Below are 19927 nucleotides of genomic sequence, written 5' to 3'. Positions count from 1 at the left end.
GGTGCGCGGGACCCCGGCGAACGCGGTGGCCGGAAACCCTGGGCACGACTGGACTGCCTGGACGTTACCCGTCGGTATGGTTCCGGGACAGGGGGTCCCGGGGAGATGTTCGGTGTGTCACACGCCGTGGCGTCACCGGGATCACGGTAGTGCAGCCGGGCGACAACCGGCCAGTAACCGCCGGTTCGGCCCGGACTGTTCACAACCGTTCCGCTCCGCCTACCCTTGATCACCATGGCACGGACCCCCGGCGGTGACCGCACTACCCCGACGACCAGGATCCACGTGGTCAGCGACGTGCACGGCAACGCGCGCGACCTGGCCCGCGCCGGGGACGGCGCGGACGCCCTGGTCTGCCTCGGCGACCTCATCCTCTTCCAGGACTACGCCGACCGCTCGCGCGGCATCTTCCCCGACCTCTTCGGCGCCGAGAACGCCAACCGGGTCGTCGAACTGCGCACCGCCCGCCGCTTCGAGGAGGCGCGCGCACTCGGGACCCGGCTGTGGGAGGCGCTCGACGTCGACCGCGTCACCGCCATCGAGTCCGCGGTGCGCAGGCAGTACGCCGAACTGTTCGCCGCCTTCCCCACCCCCACGTACGCCACCTACGGCAATGTCGACATGCCCGCGCTGTGGCCGGAATACGCCGGCCCCGGTACCCGCGTCCTCGACGGCGAGCGGGTCGAGATCGGCGGGCGCGTCTTCGGCTTCGTCGGCGGCGGCCTGCGCACCCCCATGCGGACTCCGTTCGAGATCGGCGACGAGGAGTACGCGGCGAAGATCGAGGCGCTGGGCGAGGTCGACGTGCTGTGCACCCACATCCCGCCCGAGGTGCCGGAACTCGTCTACGACACGGTCGCGCGCCGCTTCGAGCGCGGCAGCCGGGCCCTGCTCGACGCCATCCGCCGCACCCGGCCCCGGTACGCCCTGTTCGGCCACGTCCACCAGCCGCTGGCCCGGCGGGTGCGGATCGGCGGCACGGAATGCGTGAACGTGGGCCATTTCGCACGGACCGGGCGGCCTTGGGTTCTCGAGTGGTGAGGCGGGGCGGTGAGGCGCGGTGGCAACGAGATCGCCGGCGCGCGGTAGCCTTCCGCTGCACATACGTGCGCTTTAGCGCACACCCTCCCTCACCGGACCGCACCTGGAGGAGCCACGGCGATGGCGGAACACACCAGCTCGAGCATCACGATCGAGGCGGCACCGGCCGATGTCATGGGGGTGATCGCCGACTTCGCCCGTTATCCGGACTGGACGGGCGAGGTGAAGGAGGCCGAGGTCCTCGCTACGGACGGACAGGGCCGCGCGGAGCAGGTGCGCCTCGTCATGGACGCGGGCGCGATCAAGGACGACCAGGTGCTCGCGTACACCTGGGGGTCCGAGCAAGAGGTGTCCTGGACGCTGGTGAAGTCGCAGATGCTGCGCTCCCTGGACGGCTCGTACCTGCTGAAGCCGGCGGGCGCGGGAGCGACGGAGGTGACGTACCAGCTCACGGTGGACGTCAAGATCCCGATGCTCGGCATGATCAAGCGCAAGGCGGAGAAGGTCATCATCGACCGGGCGCTGGCCGGCCTGAAGAAGCGGGTGGAGTCGGAGCGGTAGCTCTTCGGCGGTAGATTTTCCGCCCCCGCCCCGCCCCCGCCGCCCCTGCCCTCCCCGTCCGTCCAAGGGGCTTCGCCCCCTGGACTCCCGAGGTGCGCTGTCGGCCGCCCGCCGGTGGGGACTTCCCGCGCAGTGCCCCGCGCCACTGAAAGCGGGGTGCAGCCCCGGCTTCACAGGGGCGCGGGGCTGTATCCGTCCGCGGCTCCGCCGCGGGGCGCGACCGGCCACGACGCACCCGCAGCCGGCCACGCACCCCACCCACCCGAACTCCCCGCGCCCGTCCCACCGCTTCCAGCTCTTAGGCGCCCCCTTTGCGTACTCTCCTCGTCACCGGCCCCGGCGGCTCCGGTCGGACCACCGTCGCCGCCGGCGCCGCACTGCGCGCCGCCCGCCTCGGCGTCCGCACGCTGCTGCTGTCCGCCGACCCCGCCGACACCCCCGGTGCCGCCCTCGGCACCCCCACCCACGCCGGCTCCCGGGCCGTCGAGGGCGTCCCGTGCCTCACCGCCCGGCGGCCCGACGCCGACACCCGCTTCCGCGACGACCTCCTCGCCCTGCAGACCAAAGCCGCCTCCGCCCTGGACCTGCTCGGCGCAGCCCGCCTGGACGCCGAGGAACTCACCCCGCTCCCCGGCGCCACCGAACTCGCGCTGCTGGGCGCGGTGCGCGACGCCGCGCTCTCGGGCGACCACGACCTGATCGTCGTCGACCTGCCGCCCGCCCCGCAGGCCCTGGCCCTGCTCGCCCTGCCCGAGCAGCTCCGCCGCTATCTGCGCCGGCTGCTGCCGCCCGGGCGGCAGGCCGCCCGCGCGCTGCGGCCGGTGCTGGGCCGGCTCGCGGGAGTCCCCGTGCCCGGCGAGCGGCTCTACGAGGCCGCCGCCCGCTGGGACACGTCCCTCGGCGCGACCGAGGCCGTGCTCGCCGACCCCGGCACCACCGCCTGGCTGGTCGCCGAACCCGGCCCCGCCGGCGCCGACGCCGTGCGCACCGCCACCACCGGGCTCGCCCTGCACGCCCTGCGCCTGGACGCCGTGATCGCCAACCGGGTGCTGCCCGAGCCCGGCGCGGACACCTGGTCGGCCGGGCTCACCGCACAGCAGCGCAAGACGACGGACGAGTGGCGGGAGACGTACGGGAGCGACGCCGTGCACTGCGTCCCGCACCTCGGGCGGGACCCGCGCGGCACCGACGACCTGGCCGCGCTGCGCCTCCCCGGGCCCGCGCCGGACGACCCGGCGCCCGCCCCCGTCGAGTGGCCGGTCACCGAACAGCCGGCCGAGGACGGTCGTGGGGGAGGCGTCGTCCTCGTGTGGCACCTCCCGCTGCCCGGCGCCGTACGGGAGGAGCTGGACCTGGTCCGGCGCGGCGACGAACTGATCCTCACCGTCGGCCGGTTCCACCGGATCGTCCCGCTCCCCTCCGCGCTGCGCCGCTGCACCGTCGTCGGCGCGGCCCTGCGCGAGGGCGAGCTGCGCGTCCGGTTCGCTCCCGATCCGGAACTGTGGCCGGGGCGGTTCGGGTAACGTCGAAGGGACGAGACGCAGTCAGGAGCCCGCCATGAGCGAAGAGCGCCCCCACCCCGACGCCGATGGCGCCGATGGCGCCGACGAGGCCGCCCGGGAAGCGGCGCAGGCGCACTCGGAACCGGACCGTGAGCCGGCGGCCGCGAAGCCGGTGGCGGAGCCGGCCCCGAAGCCGGCCGCGGACGGTGACACGGGCCGCCCGCGGGCGACCGCCCCCGATCCCGATGCCTGGGCCACCGCCGCCGCCGAGGACCTCGCCGAGGAGAAGGCCCGCCGCAGGGCCCAGTACGGCGCGCCGCCCGGATCGGCCGCGGACGAACTGCGCCGTCTCCTCGACACCGTCGCCGACAGACTGTCCGGCCTCCAGTCGCCGCTGCTCGGCGCCGCCGCCTCCGGCGCGGCCCAGCAGATGGTCAACCAGGTGGTGCGGCAGGCGCGGGCGGTGGTGGAACCGGTCATCGAGCGCAACCCCGATGTCTTCGACCACCTCGCCGCCGCCGGCACCGAGCTGCTCGCCGCCTACCGCAGCGCCGTGCAGGCCCAGGAGAGCCGTTGGACCGCCCGTGACCAGGGCGCGAACCCCCGAAAGGACGTCCGGAAGGACCCCGGGAACGACGACGAGGGGCCCGGCCCCACGGTCCACATCGACGTGGAGTGACACCGCCCTCGGGTACGGTTGACCATAGCGGGGCTCGACCGGAACTGAGGGATTCATGGGACTCACCATCGGCGTCGACATCGGCGGCACGAAGATCGCGGCCGGCGTGGTCGATGAGAAAGGCAACATCCTTTCCACCTTCAAGGTGCCGACCCCCACCACGCCCGAGGCCATCGTGGACGCCATCGCCGCCTCGGTCGAGGGCGCGCGGGCCGGGCACGAGATCGTCGGCGTGGGCATCGGCGCCGCCGGTTACGTCAACCGGCAGCGGTCGACGGTCTACTTCGCGCCGAACATCGACTGGCGGCAGGAGCCGCTCAAGGAGAAGGTCGAGGCCCGGGTCGGGCTGCCGGTCGTCGTGGAGAACGACGCGAACGCGGCGGCCTGGGGCGAGTACAAGTTCGGCGCGGGTGCGGGTCACCGCAACGTCATCTGCATCACGCTCGGCACCGGGCTCGGCGGCGGCATCATCATCGGCAACAAGCTGCGCCGCGGGCACTTCGGGGTGGCCGCCGAGTTCGGCCACATCCGCATGGTGCCGGACGGGCTGCTGTGCGGCTGCGGCAGCCAGGGCTGCTGGGAGCAGTACGCCTCCGGGCGGGCGCTCGTGCGGTACGCGAAGCAGCGGGCCAACGCGACGCCGGAGCGCGCGGACATCCTGCTCGCGCTCGGCGACGGAACGCCCGACGGCATCGAGGGCAAGCACGTCTCGATGGCCGCGCGGCAGGGCTGCCCGGTGGCGGTGGACTCCTACCGTGAGCTGGCCCGCTGGGTGGGCGCGGGCCTCGCCGACCTGGCCTCGCTGTTCGACCCGTCGGCGTTCATCGTGGGCGGCGGACTCTCGGACGAGGGCGACCTGGTCCTCGACCCGATCCGCAAGTCCTACAAGCGCTGGCTGGTCGGCGGCAACTGGCGTCCGGTCGCCGACGTGATCGCCGCCCAACTCGGCAACAAGGCGGGCCTCGTCGGCGCGGCCGACCTCGCCAGGGAGCCCGACCCCGTCATGTGACGGAGCGGCGGCAGGGCCACCTCGCCCCCGCCGCCCCTGTCCTCCCGGCCCGGTTCGGGGGAGGGCAGGGGCGGCGGGGGCGAGAACGTTTCCGGCGGGAGCAGGGCGGCGAACCCGCGGCGTATCTTGATCACCATGCCGACCACAGCCCCGCTGGCCACCTCCCGCACGGAGCCCGACGGCACCGCCGTCATCCGTGCCCTCAGCTACAACGTGCGCTCCCTCAAGGACGACACCGACGCTCTCGCCCGCGTCCTCACCGCCTGCGCCCCGGACCTCGTCCTCCTCCAGGAGGCCCCCCGCTTCTTCCGCTGGCGCAAGAAACTGGCCCGCCTCGCCGCGGCCTCCGGGCTCGTCATGCTCTCCGGCGGCGGCACCGCCGCGGGGCCCGCCCTGCTGTGCTCCCTGCGTGCCACCGTCGAGCGCACCGAGGACGTCCTGCTGCCGCTCACCCCCGGACAGCACCGGCGCGGCTTCGCCACCGCGGTCGTCCGCTTCGGCGGCGCCCGCCTCGGCGTCCTGAGCTGCCACCTCTCGCTCCAGGAGCAGGAGCGTCACCAGCAGGGCGGCCTGCTCCTCGACCGGGTCGCCGCCCTCGGCACCCCGCACGTCCTGGCCGGCGGCGACCTCAACGAGCCCCCCACCGGCCGTACCTTCGGCCGGATCGCGGCCGACCTGCGGGACTGCCGGACCGCCGCGCCGTGGGGCGAGGAGCACACCTGGACCCGCACCGACCCGCACCGCCGTATCGACGCGCTCTTCGCCACCAAGGGCGTGGAGATCCTCGGCTGCGGCGTCCCGTTCGGTCACCCGGGCGTGAGGGCACGGGACCTGAAGGCGGCCAGCGACCACCTTCCGGTCCTCGCCGCCCTGAGGCTTCCGCCCACCGGCTGAGCCCCGGCACGGGGGCCGCCCGTCGTCCGCGGAGGCCGCCCCGTCGTCAGACCACCGCGCCCCGGCCGGGGTCGTCGTCGTCCTCGTCGCCCGGGTGCATGCGCACCACGAGGGTGGCGCAGCCGCCGAGGAACCCGCCGATACAGGCGGTGGTGAGCCACCAGGTCATGTCCCAGCCGAGCAGGACGGCGAGCAGGAGCAGGATCGGACCGCCGACCGCGCCGAGCCAGGCGAACCTGGCCGTGGTGTCGGAGGCGGGCAGCGGCGGCGGCTCCGGAGGCACGAAGTGCCCCTCGTCGTCGTCCCCACGGGGCCCGCTCGGCGGGGAGTAGTCCCGCGGCCCGACACCGGGCGCGAACGAGATCGAACCGCCCAGCGCCCCGCCGGGCCGCCCCGTACGCGGCGGCCCGCCGTCCCCCGCCGAGGGGGCGTCGGCGCCGGACGAGCCGGGCGCGTCCCCCGCACCCGGTACGGCCGCGGGACCGGAGTCGCCGGGGATACCGACCGCGCCCTGCCCTCCGGCCCGGCCGGGAGAGCCGATCCCGCCGGGTCCCGTGACCGCGCCCGCGGGTCCGCCGGACCCCGTGGCGTCACCCAAGGTTCCGGTTCCGCCGCCCGCCGTCGTGTCTCCACCGGGAGTCCCGGCCGCGCCGGGTCCCTCCGCCGCTCCCGGTCCGGCCGCCGCTCCCGGCGGCTCCGGCAGGGACACGTCCTCCACCGGGCGGACCGGTCTCACCGGCCGGAACGGTTTGAACGGTTTCGCGCCGGGCGGGTCCGGCGGTTCCTCGCCGTACCCCGCGACGATCGCCGCCCACGCGGCGTCCTCGTCGAGGGGGAGCCCTCGCTCCTCCGGCTCGTGGTCGGAGTCGTGCTCAGCCACCTACGGCCGTCCCTTCCTCGTGGTCGTGCCCCTCCCCGGGTGCGGGCGCGGACTCGGGCGTGAGACGGCCGATGAACGCGTGGGTCTCCTCGAAGATCCGGTCCGCGTCATGGTCCAACGTCGCCACGTGGTAGCTCTGTTCCAGCAGGATCTCGGTGACGTCGGTCGACGACACCCGGCTCAGCACCCGCGCGGAGTCGGCGGCCGGCACCACGTGGTCCCGCGTGCTGCGCATCAGCAGCAGCGGTTGTGTGACCTGTGGCAGCTCGCCGTCCACCCGGCGCAGGAAGGAGCGCAGGGAATGCGCCGCGTGCAGCGGCACCCTGCCGTACCCGACCTCCTCGCCGCCCTCCTTCGCGATGTCGCTGACGATCCCCCGGGTGCTCGGCACCAGGTGCCGGACCACCGGCAGGGCGTGCGCGGCGAGCCCGTGCACCTTGTTGGCGGGGTTGACGGCCACGACCCCGGTCACCGCGTCCCCGTGCTTCGCGGCGAGCCGCAGCGCCAGCGCCCCGCCCATCGACAGGCCGAGGACGAAGACGTGCGCGCACCGCTCCCGCAGTACCCGCAGCTCGCGGTCGACCTCGGCGTACCAGTCCGGCCAGCCGGTGAGCTGCATGTCCTGCCAACGGGTGCCGTGCCCGGGCAGCAGCGGCAGGGAGACGGTCAGATGCCGCCGCGCCAGATGCTCCGCCCAGGGGCGCAGCGACTGCGGGGAACCGGTGAAGCCATGGCACAGCAGCACACCGACCGGACCGCCCTCGTGGCGGTACGGTTCGGCTCCAGGGAGGACCGGCACGTCGGTCTCCTGTTCGTCAGTAGTCGGTACGGCGGAGTAGTCGGTACGGCGGAGTAGTCGGTACGGCGGAGTGGTCGGTACTGCGGGAAGGACTGTGCTCGCTGGTGAACACCGCGCCCAGTGGTGATGCCTGTGCTCAGCAGTACGGAAACCGACGACCGGCCGTTCGGTGATCGACGGTCGCGGTCGGACGGCGTACTTCACCGTACGCGACCGCACTGACACCGACCAGGGCCGTCGGGCCCTGCGGCCGCAGGCCGCGCCGGGCGCGGCGCAGATCCGCACGGACGTCCCACCCGCGTCCGCCCCGTCCCGAACTCGCCCTTCGCGGAGTGGACTTGGGGGCACCCCCGCGCCGGGCACAGTTACCGAGCCATGACATTCGCATGTACAACTCATGGCCCCCGGATCACGTCGAACTCACTGAACGCGGCATTCCGCGTCCCGGAACCGACCGATCCGAAAGGCTCCCCCACATGACCCGACCGCTCCGCCGAACCCTTACCGCGCGTCTCACCGCGCCCCTGGCCGCCGCCGCGCTGCTCGCCGCGGGACTCGGCGCCGTGGCCCTGTCCGCCGGCTCCGCGCAGGCGGCCCCGGCCACCCCGGCCGGGGCCGCCGCGCAGAACGACTTCAACGGCGACGGATACGCCGACCTGGTCGTGGGCGCCCCCGACGCCACGGTCTCCGACGCGGCCAAGGCCGGCTACGTGGCCGTCACCTACGGTTCCGCCGACGGCGTCTCCCTCACCGACAAGAAGGTGATCAGCCGCTCCACCAGCGGCGTCCCCGGCTCCGCCACCGCGGGCCAGCGCTTCGGCTCCACCTTCAGCAAGGGCGACCTGGACGGCGACGGCTTCAGCGACCTGGTGATCGCCGGCGGCAAGGCCGGCTCCGTCGTCCTGTGGGGCTCCGCGTCCGGGCTCACCGGCGGCACGGCCCTGGCCGGCTACGGGTCCGCCCCGCAGGCCGGCGACTTCGACGGCGACGGGAAGACCGACCTCGCCCTCTTCTCCGCCCAGTCCCTCGGCGGCGACGACCCCGAGGGCGCCCCGGCCGCCCTGTGGAAGGGCCCCGTCTCCCGGGCCGGCAAGCCCACCGCCGTCCTGCCCCTCCTGAACAAGTCCCTGTGGTGGGGCTACGGGGCGGACGACGCGTCCTGCGCCACCAACGGCGGCTGCGAGGACGGCGCCTCCTCGATCACCGGCCCCATCGACTCCGGCCAGGTCGGTGACGTCAACGGGGACGGCAAGGACGACATCGTCCAGTGGGTCTACGGCGGCGACGGCGTCTGGGGCAACCGGCTGCTGCTCGGCGGCGGCGCCTCCGGCTTCACCCGCGGCTGGGTGCCCGGGGAGGACACCGGCCACGAGACGGGCACCGGCATCGGAGACGTCAACAACGACGGCTACGACGACGTGGTCGTCGGCCGCGACGGCTGGAACGACAAGGTCCGCATCGCCTTCGGCTCGGCCTCCGGCCTCTCCGAGGACCACGTGCAGTCCTTCGACCAGAGCCTGCCCGGCTTCCCCGGAGCCGAGGAGGAGGGCGACGGGATCGGCACCACGGTGTCGGTCGGCGACGTCACGGGCGACGGGTACGCCGACATCGCGCTCGGCCTGCCCGGCGAGGACGTCGGCGACATAGAGGACGCCGGCTCGGTCGCCCTCGTGCCCGGCAGCGCCTCCGGCGTGACGGGCGCCGGCGCCCAGACGTTCCACCAGAACACCGCCGGGGTGCCCGGGGCCGCCGAGGCCGGCGACCGGTTCGGCGTGAGCAGCGCGCTCCTGGACGTCGACGGCGACGGACACCTCGACCTCGCCGCCGGGTCCACCGCCGAGAACGCCGAGAAGGGCTCGGTGTGGGTGCTGCCCGGTACGGCGAACGGCCTGACCGCCACGTCGTCCGTCTCGTTCGGCGCCGGTGACCTCTCGGCGCCCGCCACGAAGGCCCACTTCGGGGCGTTCCTGCGCTGAGCCGACGCGCGACAGTGCGGTGGGGCGGCCGGGTGCCGCCCCACCGTCATGTCCGGGGGCGTCGTGCCACCGTCATGTCCGGGGACATCGCCCCGCCGTCATGTCCGGGGACATCGTTTATGGTCTGTTCGAGGACATCGGGAGGCACTCGGTTGTTGTACGGCGCGATGAAGGTCACCGTCGGGGGCACGCTGAAGCTCGCCTTCCGCCCCTGGGTGGAGGGCCTGGAGCACGTGCCCGCCACCGGTCCCGCGATCCTGGCCAGCAACCATCTGTCCTTCTCGGACTCCTTCTTCCTGCCCGCGGTGCTCGACCGCAAGGTCACCTTCATCGCGAAGGCCGAGTACTTCACCACGCCCGGTATCAAGGGACGGATGACCGCCGCCTTCTTCAGAAGCGCCGGCCAGCTCCCCGTCGACCGCTCGGGCGCGCGCGGCGCCGGTGAGGCGGCCGTGCGCAGCGGCGTCGAGGTGCTGCGCCGCGGCGAACTGTTCGGCATCTACCCGGAGGGCACCCGCTCGCCCGACGGCCGCCTCTACCGGGGCAAGCCCGGCGGACTGGCCCGCGTGGCGCTGGCCGGCGGCGCGCCCGTCCTCCCGGTCGCGATGATCGACACGGAGAAGATCCAGCCGCCCGGGAAGGTGGTGCCCAAGCTCATGCGCCCGGGCATCCGTATCGGCAGGCCGCTGGACTTCTCCCGCTATCAGGGCATGGAGCACGACCGCTTCGTCCTGCGGGCGCTGACCGACGAGGTCATGTACGAGATCATGCGGCTCTCCGGCCAGGAGTACGTCGACATCTACGCGACGGCCGCCAAGCGGCGGCTCGCGGAGGCCGCCAAGGCCGAGAAGCAGGGGTAGCCACGGGGCCGCCGGCCGCCACGGGGGCGGGCGGCCGAGGATTCCGGCAGAGGCGGGGGAACATGCCGAAACGCGTGAAGGTCATGAGGATGTCGGTCGAGCAGCCTCTGTGGCGCGCGCTCACCGCCTACCGCGTCCTGACGATGCTGTACGCCCTGGGGTTCTTCCTCAGCGCGTACGGCGACTTCCGGCGGCCCGGCGTGGCCATCGGTTACTTCGCCGTCCTGGTCGTGTGGACCCTGGCCACCCTGCCCAAGGTCGCGGGCGCGGCGCACTGCACCAAGCCGTTCCTCGCCGTCGACCTGACCGTCGCGCTCACCGGCATCCTGCTCACCCCGGTCGCCGACGCCCACCAACGGGTCGTCGAGGGCGGCCCGACCCTGCCCTCGATATGGACCGCCGGCTCCGTCCTGGCGTTCGCCGTCAAGGGCGGCTGGCGCTGGGCGGCCTTCGCCTCCACGCTGGTGGCCGCCGCCAACCTGGTCGAGCGCGGGGCGCCGACCCGGGACACCCTGCACAACGTCGTCCTCGTCTGGGTCGCCGCCATCGCCATCGGTTACGTCGTCGAGGTCGCCCGCGCCTCCGAGCGCACCCTCGCCCGCGCCCTGGAGATCGAGGCCGCCAACCGCGAACGGGAACGGCTCGCCCGGGACATCCACGACGGCGTGCTCCAGGTCCTCGCCATGGTGCAGCGGCGCGGTACCGCGCTGGGCGGCGAGGCGGCGGAACTGGGGAGGATGGCCGGCGAGCAGGAGGTGGCGCTGCGCTCCCTGGTCACCGGCGGCCCCAGCCCCGTCTCCCGCCTTTCCGAGGACGCGGCCGAGGGCGCGTTCGTCAGACTCGTGCAGGAACCGGACGACGGGGCCGACGAGGCGGCGGGCGCGGAGAGCGGTGCGGGGGAAGGCCCGCACGGGCCGGTCGACCTGCGCTCCCTCCTCGCCCCCCACGCCGGGGCCCGGGTCACCCTCTCCGACCCCGGCGCGCCGGTGCCCCTCCCGCCGGCGGCCGCGCGCGAGGTGGCCGCCGCGGTCGGTGCCGCGCTGGACAACGTACGGCTCCACGCGGGGGACGAGGCCCGGGCCTGGATCCTGGTCGAGGACGAACCGGACGAGATCGTCGTCACCGTACGGGACGACGGCCCCGGGGTCCCCGAGGGGCGGCTGGCCCAGGCCGAGGGGGAGGGCCGGCTCGGCGTCGCCCAGTCGATCCGGGGCCGGCTGCGCGACCTCGGCGGCACGGCCGAGCTGCTCTCGGTCCCCGGTCAGGGCACCGAGGTGGAACTGAGACTGCCGAAGGACGCGCCGGACACAGGGGCCGGTGCACGGGACGTACGGGACGTACGGGGGAAGGCGGGACGGCGATGAACGACCGGCGGGACACACGCGACACGCACGGCGCTGCCGGCGAGGGCGGTACCGGTGTGGGCGAGGGCGGCGGCCGGATCCGGGTCATGGTGGTCGACGACCACCCGATGTGGCGCGACGCCGTCGCCCGCGACCTGGCCGAGTCGGGCTTCGACGTGGTCGCCACCGCCGGTGACGGCGAACAGGCGGTGCGCCGGGCCACGGCCGCCGCCCCCGACGTCCTCGTGCTCGACCTCAACCTGCCCGCCAAGCCCGGCGTCCAGGTGTGCAAGGAACTGGTCGGCGCCCGCCCCGGCCTGCGGGTGCTGGTGCTCTCGGCCAGCGGCGAGCACGCGGACGTGCTGGAGGCGGTGAAGTCCGGCGCCACCGGCTACCTGGTCAAGTCCGCCTCCACCGAGGAGCTCGTCGACGCGGTGCGCCGCACGGCGGCCGGCGACCCCGTCTTCACCCCCGGACTCGCCGGGCTCGTCCTCGGCGAGTACCGGCGGCTGGCCGCCGAGCCCGCTCCCGTCCCGGACGCCGGTGACGCCGCCCGGGCGCCGCGGCTGACCGAACGCGAGACCGAGGTGCTCCGCCTCGTCGCCAAGGGCCTGAGCTACAAGCAGATCGCCGAACGCCTCGTCATCTCGCACCGCACCGTCCAGAACCACGTGCAGAACACCCTGGGCAAACTCCAGCTCCACAACAGGGTCGAGCTGGTCCGGTACGCCATTGAGCGGGGTCTCGACGACTCCTGACCGCGCGGTACGCACCGGTTCCCAAACATATGTGACGTCACCGATCCGCCAAACGAAGCCCGATTGATCAACGTCCGAGTGATTCACCGGAATTGACCGTCCCGTGCATGCCGAAGTGACGTGGGTCACCATTAGCGTGACCCGCGTCAGGCAACCGCGGCGAAGGGACACTGTCATGCGGGTAGGAGTACTGACCGGGGGCGGCGACTGCCCCGGGCTCAACGCCGTCATCCGGGGCATCGTCCGCAAGGGCGTGCAGGAGTACGGCTACGACTTCGTCGGCTTCCGGGACGGCTGGCGCGGTCCCCTGGAGGGCGACACCGTCCATCTCGACATCCCCGCCGTGCGCGGCATCCTGCCCCGCGGCGGCACGATCCTCGGCTCCTCCCGCACCAACCCCCTCAAGCAGGAGAACGGCATCCGCCGCATCAAGGACAACCTCGCCAAGGAGGAGGTCGACGCGCTCGTCGCGATCGGCGGCGAGGACACCCTCGGGGTCGCCGCGCGCCTGGCCGACGAGTACGGGATCCACGTCGTCGGCGTGCCGAAGACCATCGACAACGACCTGTCCGCCACCGACTACACCTTCGGCTTCGACACCGCCGTCAACATCGCCACCGAGGCCATCGACCGGCTGCACACCACCGCCGAGTCGCACATGCGGGTGCTGGTGGTCGAGGTGATGGGCCGGCACGCCGGCTGGATCGCCCTGCACTCCGGGCTGGCCGGCGGCGCCAACGTCATCCTCATCCCCGAGCGGAGGTTCGACGTCGAGCAGGTGTGCGCGTGGGTGACCTCGCGGTTCAAGGCGTCGTACGCGCCGATCGTGGTCGTCGCGGAGGGGGCGCAGCCCCGGGACGGCGACATGGTGCTGAAGGACGACTCCATGGACTCCTTCGGGCATGTGCGGCTGTCCGGGGTGGGGGAGTGGCTGGCGAAGCAGATCGAGCGGCGGACGGGGAAGGAGGCGCGGACGACGGTGCTGGGGCATGTGCAGCGCGGGGGGACGCCGAGCGCGTTCGACCGGTGGCTCGCGACGCGGTTCGGGCTGCACGCGATCGAGTGCGTGCGGGACGGGGAGTTCGGGAAGATGGTGGCGCTGCGGGGCACGGACATCGTCCGCGTCCCGATCGCCGAGGCGACGTCCCGCCTGAAGACGGTCGACGCGTCCCTGTACGAGGAGGCGTCGGTCTTCTTCGGCTGAGGGCACTTCTTCCCGCCCCGCCGCCCCTTCCCGTCCCACCCCCGGGGGGCTGCGCCCCCGGACCCCCGGAAGACGCCAGTTCCCCGCGCCCCTGATCAGGGGCGCGGGGAACCGCGCGATACGGGGCGAAGCCCCGTGCCGGGGTCCGAGGGGCGGAGCCCCCTGAAGGGACGGGAAGGGAAGGGGCGGCGGGGGCGAGGAAGAAATTCAGGGGCGCACCCCTTCCGCCACCCCCGCCAGCAACTCCCGTACCACCTCCGCCCCGTTCACCGTCAGCACCGACTCCGGATGGAACTGCACCCCCGCGAACCCGGCCCCCCGCACCGCGTGCACCTCCCCGTCACCACCCCGGCAGACCTCCACCCCCCGCCCCGCCAGCTCCCGTGCCGCCCCCTCGTCGCACCGCGCCACGAAGCTGTTGTAGAACCCCACCGTCTCCGCCCGCCCGAACAGTTCGATCCCCACCTGCGCCCCCTGGTACGGCACCCGCTTCCGCTCCACCACGAGCCCCAGCTCCGCCGCGATCAGCTCGTGCCCGAGGCACACCCCCAGCACCCCCCGCCGATGTCCGCGCAGCACCTCCCCCGTCAGCCCCCGCAGGAACCGCATCTTCGGATCCGCCAGGTCGCAGGGGTCCCCGGGGCCGGGGCCGAGCACCACGACCCCCTCGTGCGCGAGCACCTCCTCCCGCAGCCCCGCCGCGTCGTACCGCCGCACCGTCACCCCCAGCCCCGACGACCGCAGCATGTGCGCCAGCATCGCGGTGAACGTGTCCTCCCCGTCGACGACGAGCGCGTGACCGTTCGACTCGTGCGCCGGCTCCCGCATCCGGAGCCAGAACGGCGCCAGCGCCGCCCGCCGCCCGTCCAGCGCCGCCCGCACCCGCGGATCGTCGGCCAGCCGCGACCGTACGGACTCCTCGCGCGGCCGCCCCGGCCGCACCCCCAGCGCCGCCAGCACCCCGGCCGCCTTCGCGTGCGTCTCGGCCACCTCGCCCGCCGGGTCCGAGCCGCGCACCAGCGTGGCCCCGACCGGCACCCGCAGCCGCCCGTCCGCCGCGATGTCGGCGGTCCGGATCAGGATGGGGGAGTCCAGGGTCTGCGCGCCCCCGGCGTCCCGCCCGAGCAGGGCCAGCGCCCCCGCGTAGTAGCCGCGCCCGCCGCCGTCCGGACCGGCGGGCTCGTACCGTTCGATCACCCGGCAGGCGTTCTGCACCGGCGAGCCGGTGACGGTCGCCGCGAACATGGTCCCCTTCAGCACCTCGCGCACGTCCAGCGAGGAGCGGCCGCGCAACTCGTACTCGGTGTGGGCGAGATGGGCCATCTCCTTCAGCCGCGGTCCGACCACCACCCCGCCCATGTCGCCGACCGTGCACATCATCTTCAGTTCCTCGTCGACGACCATCGAGAGCTCCTCGGTCTCCTTGGCGTCCGCGAGGAAGTCCAGCAGGTGCTCCGGGGTCGGCCCGCCGGCCGGATAGCGGTACGTGCCGCTGATCGGGTTCATCACCACCGTCCCGCCGGCCATCCGCACATGCACCTCGGGGCTCGCGCCCACCAGGGTCCGCTCGCCCGTGTGGACGACGAACGTCCAGTACGCGCCCCGCTCGCCCACCAGCAGCCGGCGGAAAAGAGCCAGCGCGTCCGCCCGCCCGAAGCCGGGGATCTCGCCCCGGTACGTCCGCCGGATCACGAAGTTGGCGCCCTCGCCCCGGCCGATCTCGTCCCGCAGCACCCGCCCGACGATGTCCGCGTACTCCTCGTCGTCGACGTCGAAGCCGCCGTCCGCCACCCCCACCTCGTGCCGAGGCAGCTGCGCGAGCGCCGTCTCCAGGGGGAGCGTGTGCGTCTCCTCGGGGACGAGGACCAGCAGCGGGGTGCCGTCGTCCCGCACGTCGAAGCCGCGTTCGCGGATCTGCCGGAACGGGACGAGGGCCAGGCCCTCCTCGGGCAGGTCGGCCAGGCGCTCGCGGGCGGTGACCGGGCCCCGCAGCACCTCCACCGTGTCGTGGTCGTGGCCCGGGGTGCGGCGGCGCAGCAGTGCGAACGGCCGGTCGTCGGTCAGCAGGGCGGACAGGTCCATGGGGTGGTTCCTCTTCAGTCAGTGGGAGGAACGGCCCGGCCGGTCGCGGAAACGCCGAAGGCCGCCCCTCGGGCGGCCTTCGCGGAGATCAGTGTGTACGCGCGATCAGCGGGCCGCCGGGTGAGCGGTCCACCACCACATACGGTGCACTGGCGCGAACATGGCGTGCACCCTACCCGATACCGGTCCGTCACGGCAGCCGCGCTCGCCCGACACGGCGGAGGGCGGCCCCGGACGGCCCACGCGGGGCCTCACCACGGTTTCGCGGCACGGCCGTTGGTGGAAGGACGCCGAGCACACTGGCTCACCGGAGAGGTCCGTCCTCGTGCGCACCATTCCCGACCCGCTCCCGCCGCGTTCCCCCTTCCCCCGGACGCGGAGCGCGGCCCGCCGTACCGTCCGTACACTCGCCGCGCTGACCGCGACGCTCGCCGCGCTCGGCGCCGCCGCCCCTGCCGGGGCCGCCCCCGCCGGGGCCGACGACGGCAGCACTCGCATCAGCTACCGCGGCCACACCTTCACCGTCCCCGCCGGCTGGCGCGTCGTGGACCTGGAACAGAACCCCACCGCCTGCGTCCGCTTCGACCGGCACGCCGTCTACCTCGGCACCCCCGGCGAGCGCCAGGACTGCCCGGCCCGCGTGCTCGGCCGCACCGAGGCGCTGCTCCTGCAGCCCGCCCAGGCGGTGGCGTCCGAGCGCTCGGTCACCGAGAACTCCACCTCCCGCACCTACCGCGCCACCGACGAGCGCATCACGGTCACCGCCGCCTACGGGCGGGACCGTGCGGCGATCCGGCGCATCCTCGACGGCGCCGGGCTCTCCGCCGGAGCCGCCCGCGTCGAACCCTCCGCCGCGGTACCGGCCCCGCTGCCCGCCGACGCCACCTCCTACCGGGGCCGGGGCTTCGACGCCTGCACCGCGCCCAGCCAGTCGTCGATGGACGCCTGGAAGGACGACTCGCCCTACAGCGCCGTCGGCATCTACATCGGCGGCGTCAACCGCGGCTGCTCGCAGGCCCGGCTCACCGCACAGTGGGTGCGCAACCAGTACGCGGGCGGCTGGCGGTTCCTGCCGTTCTACGTCGGCCCCCAGCCGGTCGGCGGCAGTTGCGGCAGCGCCTGCACCACGCTCACCAGCCCCACCGCGCAGGGCACCGCCGCCGCCGACGACGCGGTCCGCCAGGCCGCCGCGCTCGGCCTCGGCAAGGGCACGGTCCTCTACAACGACATCGAGGCCTACCCCCGCTCCACCGCCGTCACCACCGAGGTCCTCACCTACCTCAAGGCCTGGACCGAACGGCTGCACACCCTCGGCTACCGGTCCGGCGCCTACGGCAGCACCGCCTCGCTCGTCACCGACCTGGTCGCGCACGAGGGCACCACCACCCTGCCCGACGTGCTGCACTTCGCCCACTGGAACGATCAGGCGAACACGACCGACGCGACCCTCCCCGCCCGGCTGTGGGCCGACCACCGCCGCGTCCACCAGTACGCCGGCAACCACACCGAGACATACGGCGGCGTCACCATCAACATCGACCGCAACCAGCTCGACGTCGGCCCGTTCACCGGGACACCGTGACGCGGGCCGCTCCCCGTCGTGCTCCCGGGCACGCTCCCCCACAGGCGTGATGTCCATGGTTCCGCCCGGCTCCTGACGGCCGGGCGGAGCCGTCTCACGGATTGAGCGCGGGCATGGACGGTCAGGCCGACCGCGTACTGTTTGACGGGTGACCGTGAACGCTGATTCCCGAAGCGTCGCCGCTCAGGCGACATGGCGAGACCTGCCCGCGGCGCAGCAGCCCGAGTACCCCGACACCGAGGCTCTGCGCGCAGTGATCGCGGACCTCGAGTCGTATCCCCCGCTGGTCTTCGCGGGCGAGTGCGACCAGCTGCGCGCCCGGATGGCCGCCGTCGCCAAGGGCGAGGCGTTCCTCCTCCAGGGCGGCGACTGCGCGGAATCCTTCGACGCGGTGTCCGCCGACCACATCAGCGCCAAGCTGAAGACCCTCCTCCAGATGGGCGCCGTCCTCACCTACGCGGCCTCCGTACCGGTCGTGAAGGTCGGCCGGATCGCCGGCCAGTACTCCAAGCCGCGCTCCAAGCCCACCGAGACGCGCGACGGCGTCACGCTGCCGACCTACCGCGGCGACTCCGTCAACGGCTTCGAGTTCACCGAGGCCGCCCGCGTGCCCGACCCCGAGCGTCTGAAGCGGATGTACCACGCCTCCGCCTCCACGCTGAACCTGGTGCGCGCCTTCACCACCGGCGGTTACGCCGACCTGCGCCAGGTGCACGCCTGGAACCAGGACTTCGTCCGCTCCTCGCCCTCCGGCCAGCGCTACGAGCAGCTCGCCCGCGAGATCGACAGCGCGCTGAACTTCATGCGCGCCTGCGGCACGGACCCGGAGGAGTTCAAGACCGTCGAGTTCTACTCCTCGCACGAGGCGCTGCTGCTCGACTACGAGTCGGCGCTCACCCGCGTCGACTCGCGCACGGGCCGGCTGTACGACGTCTCGGCGCACATGGTGTGGGTCGGCGAGCGCACCCGGCAGCTCGACCACGCGCACATCGAGTTCGCGTCGAGGATCCGTAACCCGATCGGCGTCAAGCTCGGCCCGTCCACGACGGCCGAGGAGGCGCTGCGGTACATCGAGCGGCTCGACCCCGAGCGCGAGCCCGGCCGGCTCACGTTCATCGTCCGCATGGGCGCCGACAAGGTCCGCGACAAGCTGCCCGAGCTGGTGGAGAAGGTCACCGCCTCCGGCGCCACCGTCGCCTGGATCACCGACCCGATGCACGGCAACACCTACGAGGCGGCCTCCGGTCACAAGACCCGCCGCTTCGACGACGTGCTCGACGAGGTCAAGGGCTTCTTCGAGGTCCACAAGGGCCTCGGCACCCACCCGGGCGGCATCCATGTGGAGCTGACCGGCGACGACGTCACCGAGTGCGTGGGCGGCGGCGACGAGATCTTCGTCGACGACCTGCACCAGCGTTACGAGACGGCGTGCGACCCCCGGCTCAACCGCAGCCAGTCGCTGGACCTGGCGTTCCTGGTGGCGGAGATGTACCGGGACCAGTGATGCCGGTGCGTGGCATTCCGTTTGTCGGTCGGTGAGCGGTTCCGGCGCAGGTGGGGCGCGGATCACACACGATCCGCGCCCCGTCCGCTTTCACCTCCCCGGCACGCCGGTTAAGGTTAGGTTTGCCTCACCGGACGATCGGGCATCCCGGCGACCGGTACGGCACGACCCCGAACCCCGCCGGGAGGTGACCCGCGTGTACGTCTGCAGTTGTTTCGGCGTGACCGAAGAGCAGATCAAGCAGCACGCGGAGAGCGGGGCCTGCACCCCTCGTCAGATCGCCTCGCAGTGCAAGGCGGGCACGGACTGCGGGAGCTGTGTGCGGCGCATCCAGGCGTTGCTGGGCCGGGGCGGCTGCCCGCGCCGCGACCTTCTCGACCGGGACCGCCCGGCCTCCGTCGGCCCCGGGCCGCGACCGGGCGCCCACGACGTACCCGTGCGGCTGCCGGACGCACACGACGTACCTGTACGGCTGCCGGACGCCGGCGAGGGACCCGGACGGTTGCCGGACGCCGCCTGAGCGCGGCGGGGGGCCGCCGTCGGGTCGCATCGGCGCCGCCCCGTCAGTACGCGCTCGGGCCCGGGCTCGACGCGTCCGGCTGGGTCTGCTCGACGACCGTCGACAGATAGAGCGACTCGCCGAGCTTCTCGATCAGGTCGAGCTGGGTGTCCAGGTAGTCGATGTGGTGCTCCTCGTCCGCGAGAATCGCCTCGAACACGTTGGCGGACGTGACGTCCCCCTTGGCGCGCATCAGCTCGATCCCGCGCCGCAGCCGGTCGATCGCCTCGACCTCGACCTGCTTGTCGGCCTCGAACATCTCGGTCACCGACTGCCCGACGCGCACGTGGAACAGCCGCTGGTAGTTGGGCAGGCCGTCCAGGAGCAGGATGCGGTCGGTGAGGAGCTCCGCGTGCCTCATCTCGTCGAAGGACTCCGAGCGGGTGTAGCGCGCGAGTTTCGTCCACCCCTTGTGGTCCTGGAGCTTGGCGTGCAGGAAGTACTGGTTGATCGCGGTGAGTTCGGCCGTCAGCTGCTCGTTGAGGAATTCGATGACCTCGGGATCGCCCTGCATCGGCGTACTCCTTCCGGGAGGGTTCGGGCAGGTTGCGCCGCATGATTGCACTGATCGCATAGATCATCCAGTAAGCCCGCACTTGGCTGGTTCATGCATGAGTGGCGATGATTGGTAGGAGTTTGCCCCGATTCGTGCTCCCGGTCATGGGCACTGTGCCCGGTCTGTCAGGATGGAGGC

19 protein-coding genes are annotated in these 19927 nt (G+C 73.4%); 14 read left to right on the top strand and 5 right to left on the bottom strand.

From position 1 onward, the window contains the following. Positions 1-234: 234 nt before the first annotated feature. From QFZ64_RS09855 to QFZ64_RS09830, 6 genes are all read left to right on the top strand, one after another. Positions 235-1041: a metallophosphoesterase gene (locus QFZ64_RS09855; RefSeq protein WP_307064478.1), complete on the top strand. Its 807-nt coding sequence runs from the start codon at positions 235-237 to the stop codon at positions 1039-1041. Positions 1042-1161: 120 nt separating this feature from the next. Beyond that, positions 1162-1602, top strand: a complete 441-nt coding sequence (locus QFZ64_RS09850) for an SRPBCC family protein (RefSeq protein ID WP_307064476.1) — start codon at positions 1162-1164, stop codon at positions 1600-1602. A gap of 311 nt (positions 1603-1913) precedes the next feature. Continuing rightward, positions 1914-3125 (top strand): ArsA family ATPase, encoded by a 1212-nt coding sequence (locus QFZ64_RS09845; RefSeq protein ID WP_307064475.1) that lies wholly within the window; start codon positions 1914-1916, stop codon positions 3123-3125. Positions 3126-3159: 34 nt separating this feature from the next. After that, positions 3160-3783 (top strand): DUF5304 domain-containing protein, encoded by a 624-nt coding sequence (locus tag QFZ64_RS09840; RefSeq protein ID WP_307064473.1) that lies wholly within the window; start codon positions 3160-3162, stop codon positions 3781-3783. A 55-nt stretch (positions 3784-3838) separates the two neighbouring features. Continuing rightward, complete coding sequence (locus QFZ64_RS09835; protein ID WP_307064471.1) at positions 3839-4792, top strand: ROK family glucokinase; 954 nt, start codon at positions 3839-3841, stop codon at positions 4790-4792. 135 nt (positions 4793-4927) lie between these two features. Then, positions 4928-5686 (top strand): endonuclease/exonuclease/phosphatase family protein, encoded by a 759-nt coding sequence (locus QFZ64_RS09830; RefSeq protein ID WP_307064469.1) that lies wholly within the window; start codon positions 4928-4930, stop codon positions 5684-5686. A gap of 46 nt (positions 5687-5732) precedes the next feature. Here QFZ64_RS09830 and QFZ64_RS09825 read toward each other — a convergent pair whose 3' ends face one another. Together QFZ64_RS09825 and QFZ64_RS09820 are read right to left on the bottom strand one after the other, a co-directional pair. After that, the gene (locus QFZ64_RS09825) at positions 5733-6566 is read right to left on the bottom strand and encodes a hypothetical protein (protein WP_307064467.1); all 834 of its coding nucleotides are present in this window, start codon (positions 6564-6566) and stop codon (positions 5733-5735) included. Beyond that, positions 6559-7365 (bottom strand): carboxylesterase, encoded by an 807-nt coding sequence (locus QFZ64_RS09820; protein ID WP_307064465.1) that lies wholly within the window; start codon positions 7363-7365, stop codon positions 6559-6561. The genes QFZ64_RS09825 and QFZ64_RS09820 overlap by 8 nt, the downstream gene beginning before the upstream one ends. Before the next feature lie 476 nt (positions 7366-7841). Here QFZ64_RS09820 and QFZ64_RS09815 point away from each other — a divergent pair, with 476 nt between their 5' ends. The 5 genes from QFZ64_RS09815 (at position 7842) to QFZ64_RS09795 (ending at position 13506) form a co-directional block, all read left to right on the top strand. Further along, the gene (locus QFZ64_RS09815; protein ID WP_307064463.1) at positions 7842-9341 is read left to right on the top strand and encodes an FG-GAP-like repeat-containing protein; all 1500 of its coding nucleotides are present in this window, start codon (positions 7842-7844) and stop codon (positions 9339-9341) included. Positions 9342-9496: 155 nt separating this feature from the next. Beyond that, entirely contained in the window at positions 9497-10201 is a 705-nt protein-coding gene (locus tag QFZ64_RS09810) for a 1-acyl-sn-glycerol-3-phosphate acyltransferase (protein WP_307071634.1), read from the top strand. Positions 10202-10263: 62 nt separating this feature from the next. Then, entirely contained in the window at positions 10264-11565 is a 1302-nt protein-coding gene (macS, locus tag QFZ64_RS09805) for a MacS family sensor histidine kinase (protein WP_307064460.1), read from the top strand. Positions 11566-11651: 86 nt separating this feature from the next. Next, on the top strand, positions 11652-12302 hold the full coding sequence (locus QFZ64_RS09800; RefSeq protein WP_307071633.1) for a response regulator transcription factor: 651 nt from the start codon (positions 11652-11654) through the stop codon (positions 12300-12302). A 175-nt stretch (positions 12303-12477) separates the two neighbouring features. Continuing rightward, on the top strand, positions 12478-13506 hold the full coding sequence (locus QFZ64_RS09795) for a 6-phosphofructokinase (protein ID WP_307064458.1): 1029 nt from the start codon (positions 12478-12480) through the stop codon (positions 13504-13506). Between the two features lie 207 nt (positions 13507-13713). Here QFZ64_RS09795 and QFZ64_RS09790 read toward each other — a convergent pair whose 3' ends face one another. Together QFZ64_RS09790 and QFZ64_RS35325 are read right to left on the bottom strand one after the other, a co-directional pair. After that, the gene (locus tag QFZ64_RS09790) at positions 13714-15588 is read right to left on the bottom strand and encodes an anthranilate synthase family protein (RefSeq protein WP_307064455.1); all 1875 of its coding nucleotides are present in this window, start codon (positions 15586-15588) and stop codon (positions 13714-13716) included. A gap of 105 nt (positions 15589-15693) precedes the next feature. Beyond that, positions 15694-15750 (bottom strand): trp operon leader peptide, encoded by a 57-nt coding sequence (locus QFZ64_RS35325; protein ID WP_373430732.1) that lies wholly within the window; start codon positions 15748-15750, stop codon positions 15694-15696. Between the two features lie 163 nt (positions 15751-15913). On the opposite strand from QFZ64_RS35325, the gene QFZ64_RS09785 reads away from it, so the two are divergent. The 3 genes from QFZ64_RS09785 (at position 15914) to QFZ64_RS09775 (ending at position 19194) form a co-directional block, all read left to right on the top strand. Beyond that, positions 15914-17170, top strand: a complete 1257-nt coding sequence (locus QFZ64_RS09785) for a glycoside hydrolase domain-containing protein (protein WP_307064452.1) — start codon at positions 15914-15916, stop codon at positions 17168-17170. Positions 17171-17318: 148 nt separating this feature from the next. Beyond that, a complete protein-coding gene (locus tag QFZ64_RS09780; protein WP_307064449.1) occupies positions 17319-18674 on the top strand; it encodes a class II 3-deoxy-7-phosphoheptulonate synthase in 1356 nt (451 codons plus the stop codon). A gap of 196 nt (positions 18675-18870) precedes the next feature. Beyond that, positions 18871-19194, top strand: a complete 324-nt coding sequence (locus QFZ64_RS09775) for a bacterioferritin-associated ferredoxin (RefSeq protein WP_373430575.1) — start codon at positions 18871-18873, stop codon at positions 19192-19194. Between the two features lie 43 nt (positions 19195-19237). Here the strand turns inward: QFZ64_RS09775 and bfr are convergent, their stop codons facing one another. Next, positions 19238-19747 (bottom strand): bacterioferritin, encoded by a 510-nt coding sequence (gene bfr / locus QFZ64_RS09770; RefSeq protein WP_307064445.1) that lies wholly within the window; start codon positions 19745-19747, stop codon positions 19238-19240. Between the last annotated feature and the right edge of the window lie 180 nt (positions 19748-19927).

The organism is Streptomyces sp. B3I8, from assembly GCF_030816915.1.
Taxonomy (GTDB): Bacteria; Actinomycetota; Actinomycetes; order Streptomycetales; family Streptomycetaceae; genus Streptomyces.
This window is presented reverse-complemented; position numbering and strand designations above follow the sequence as displayed.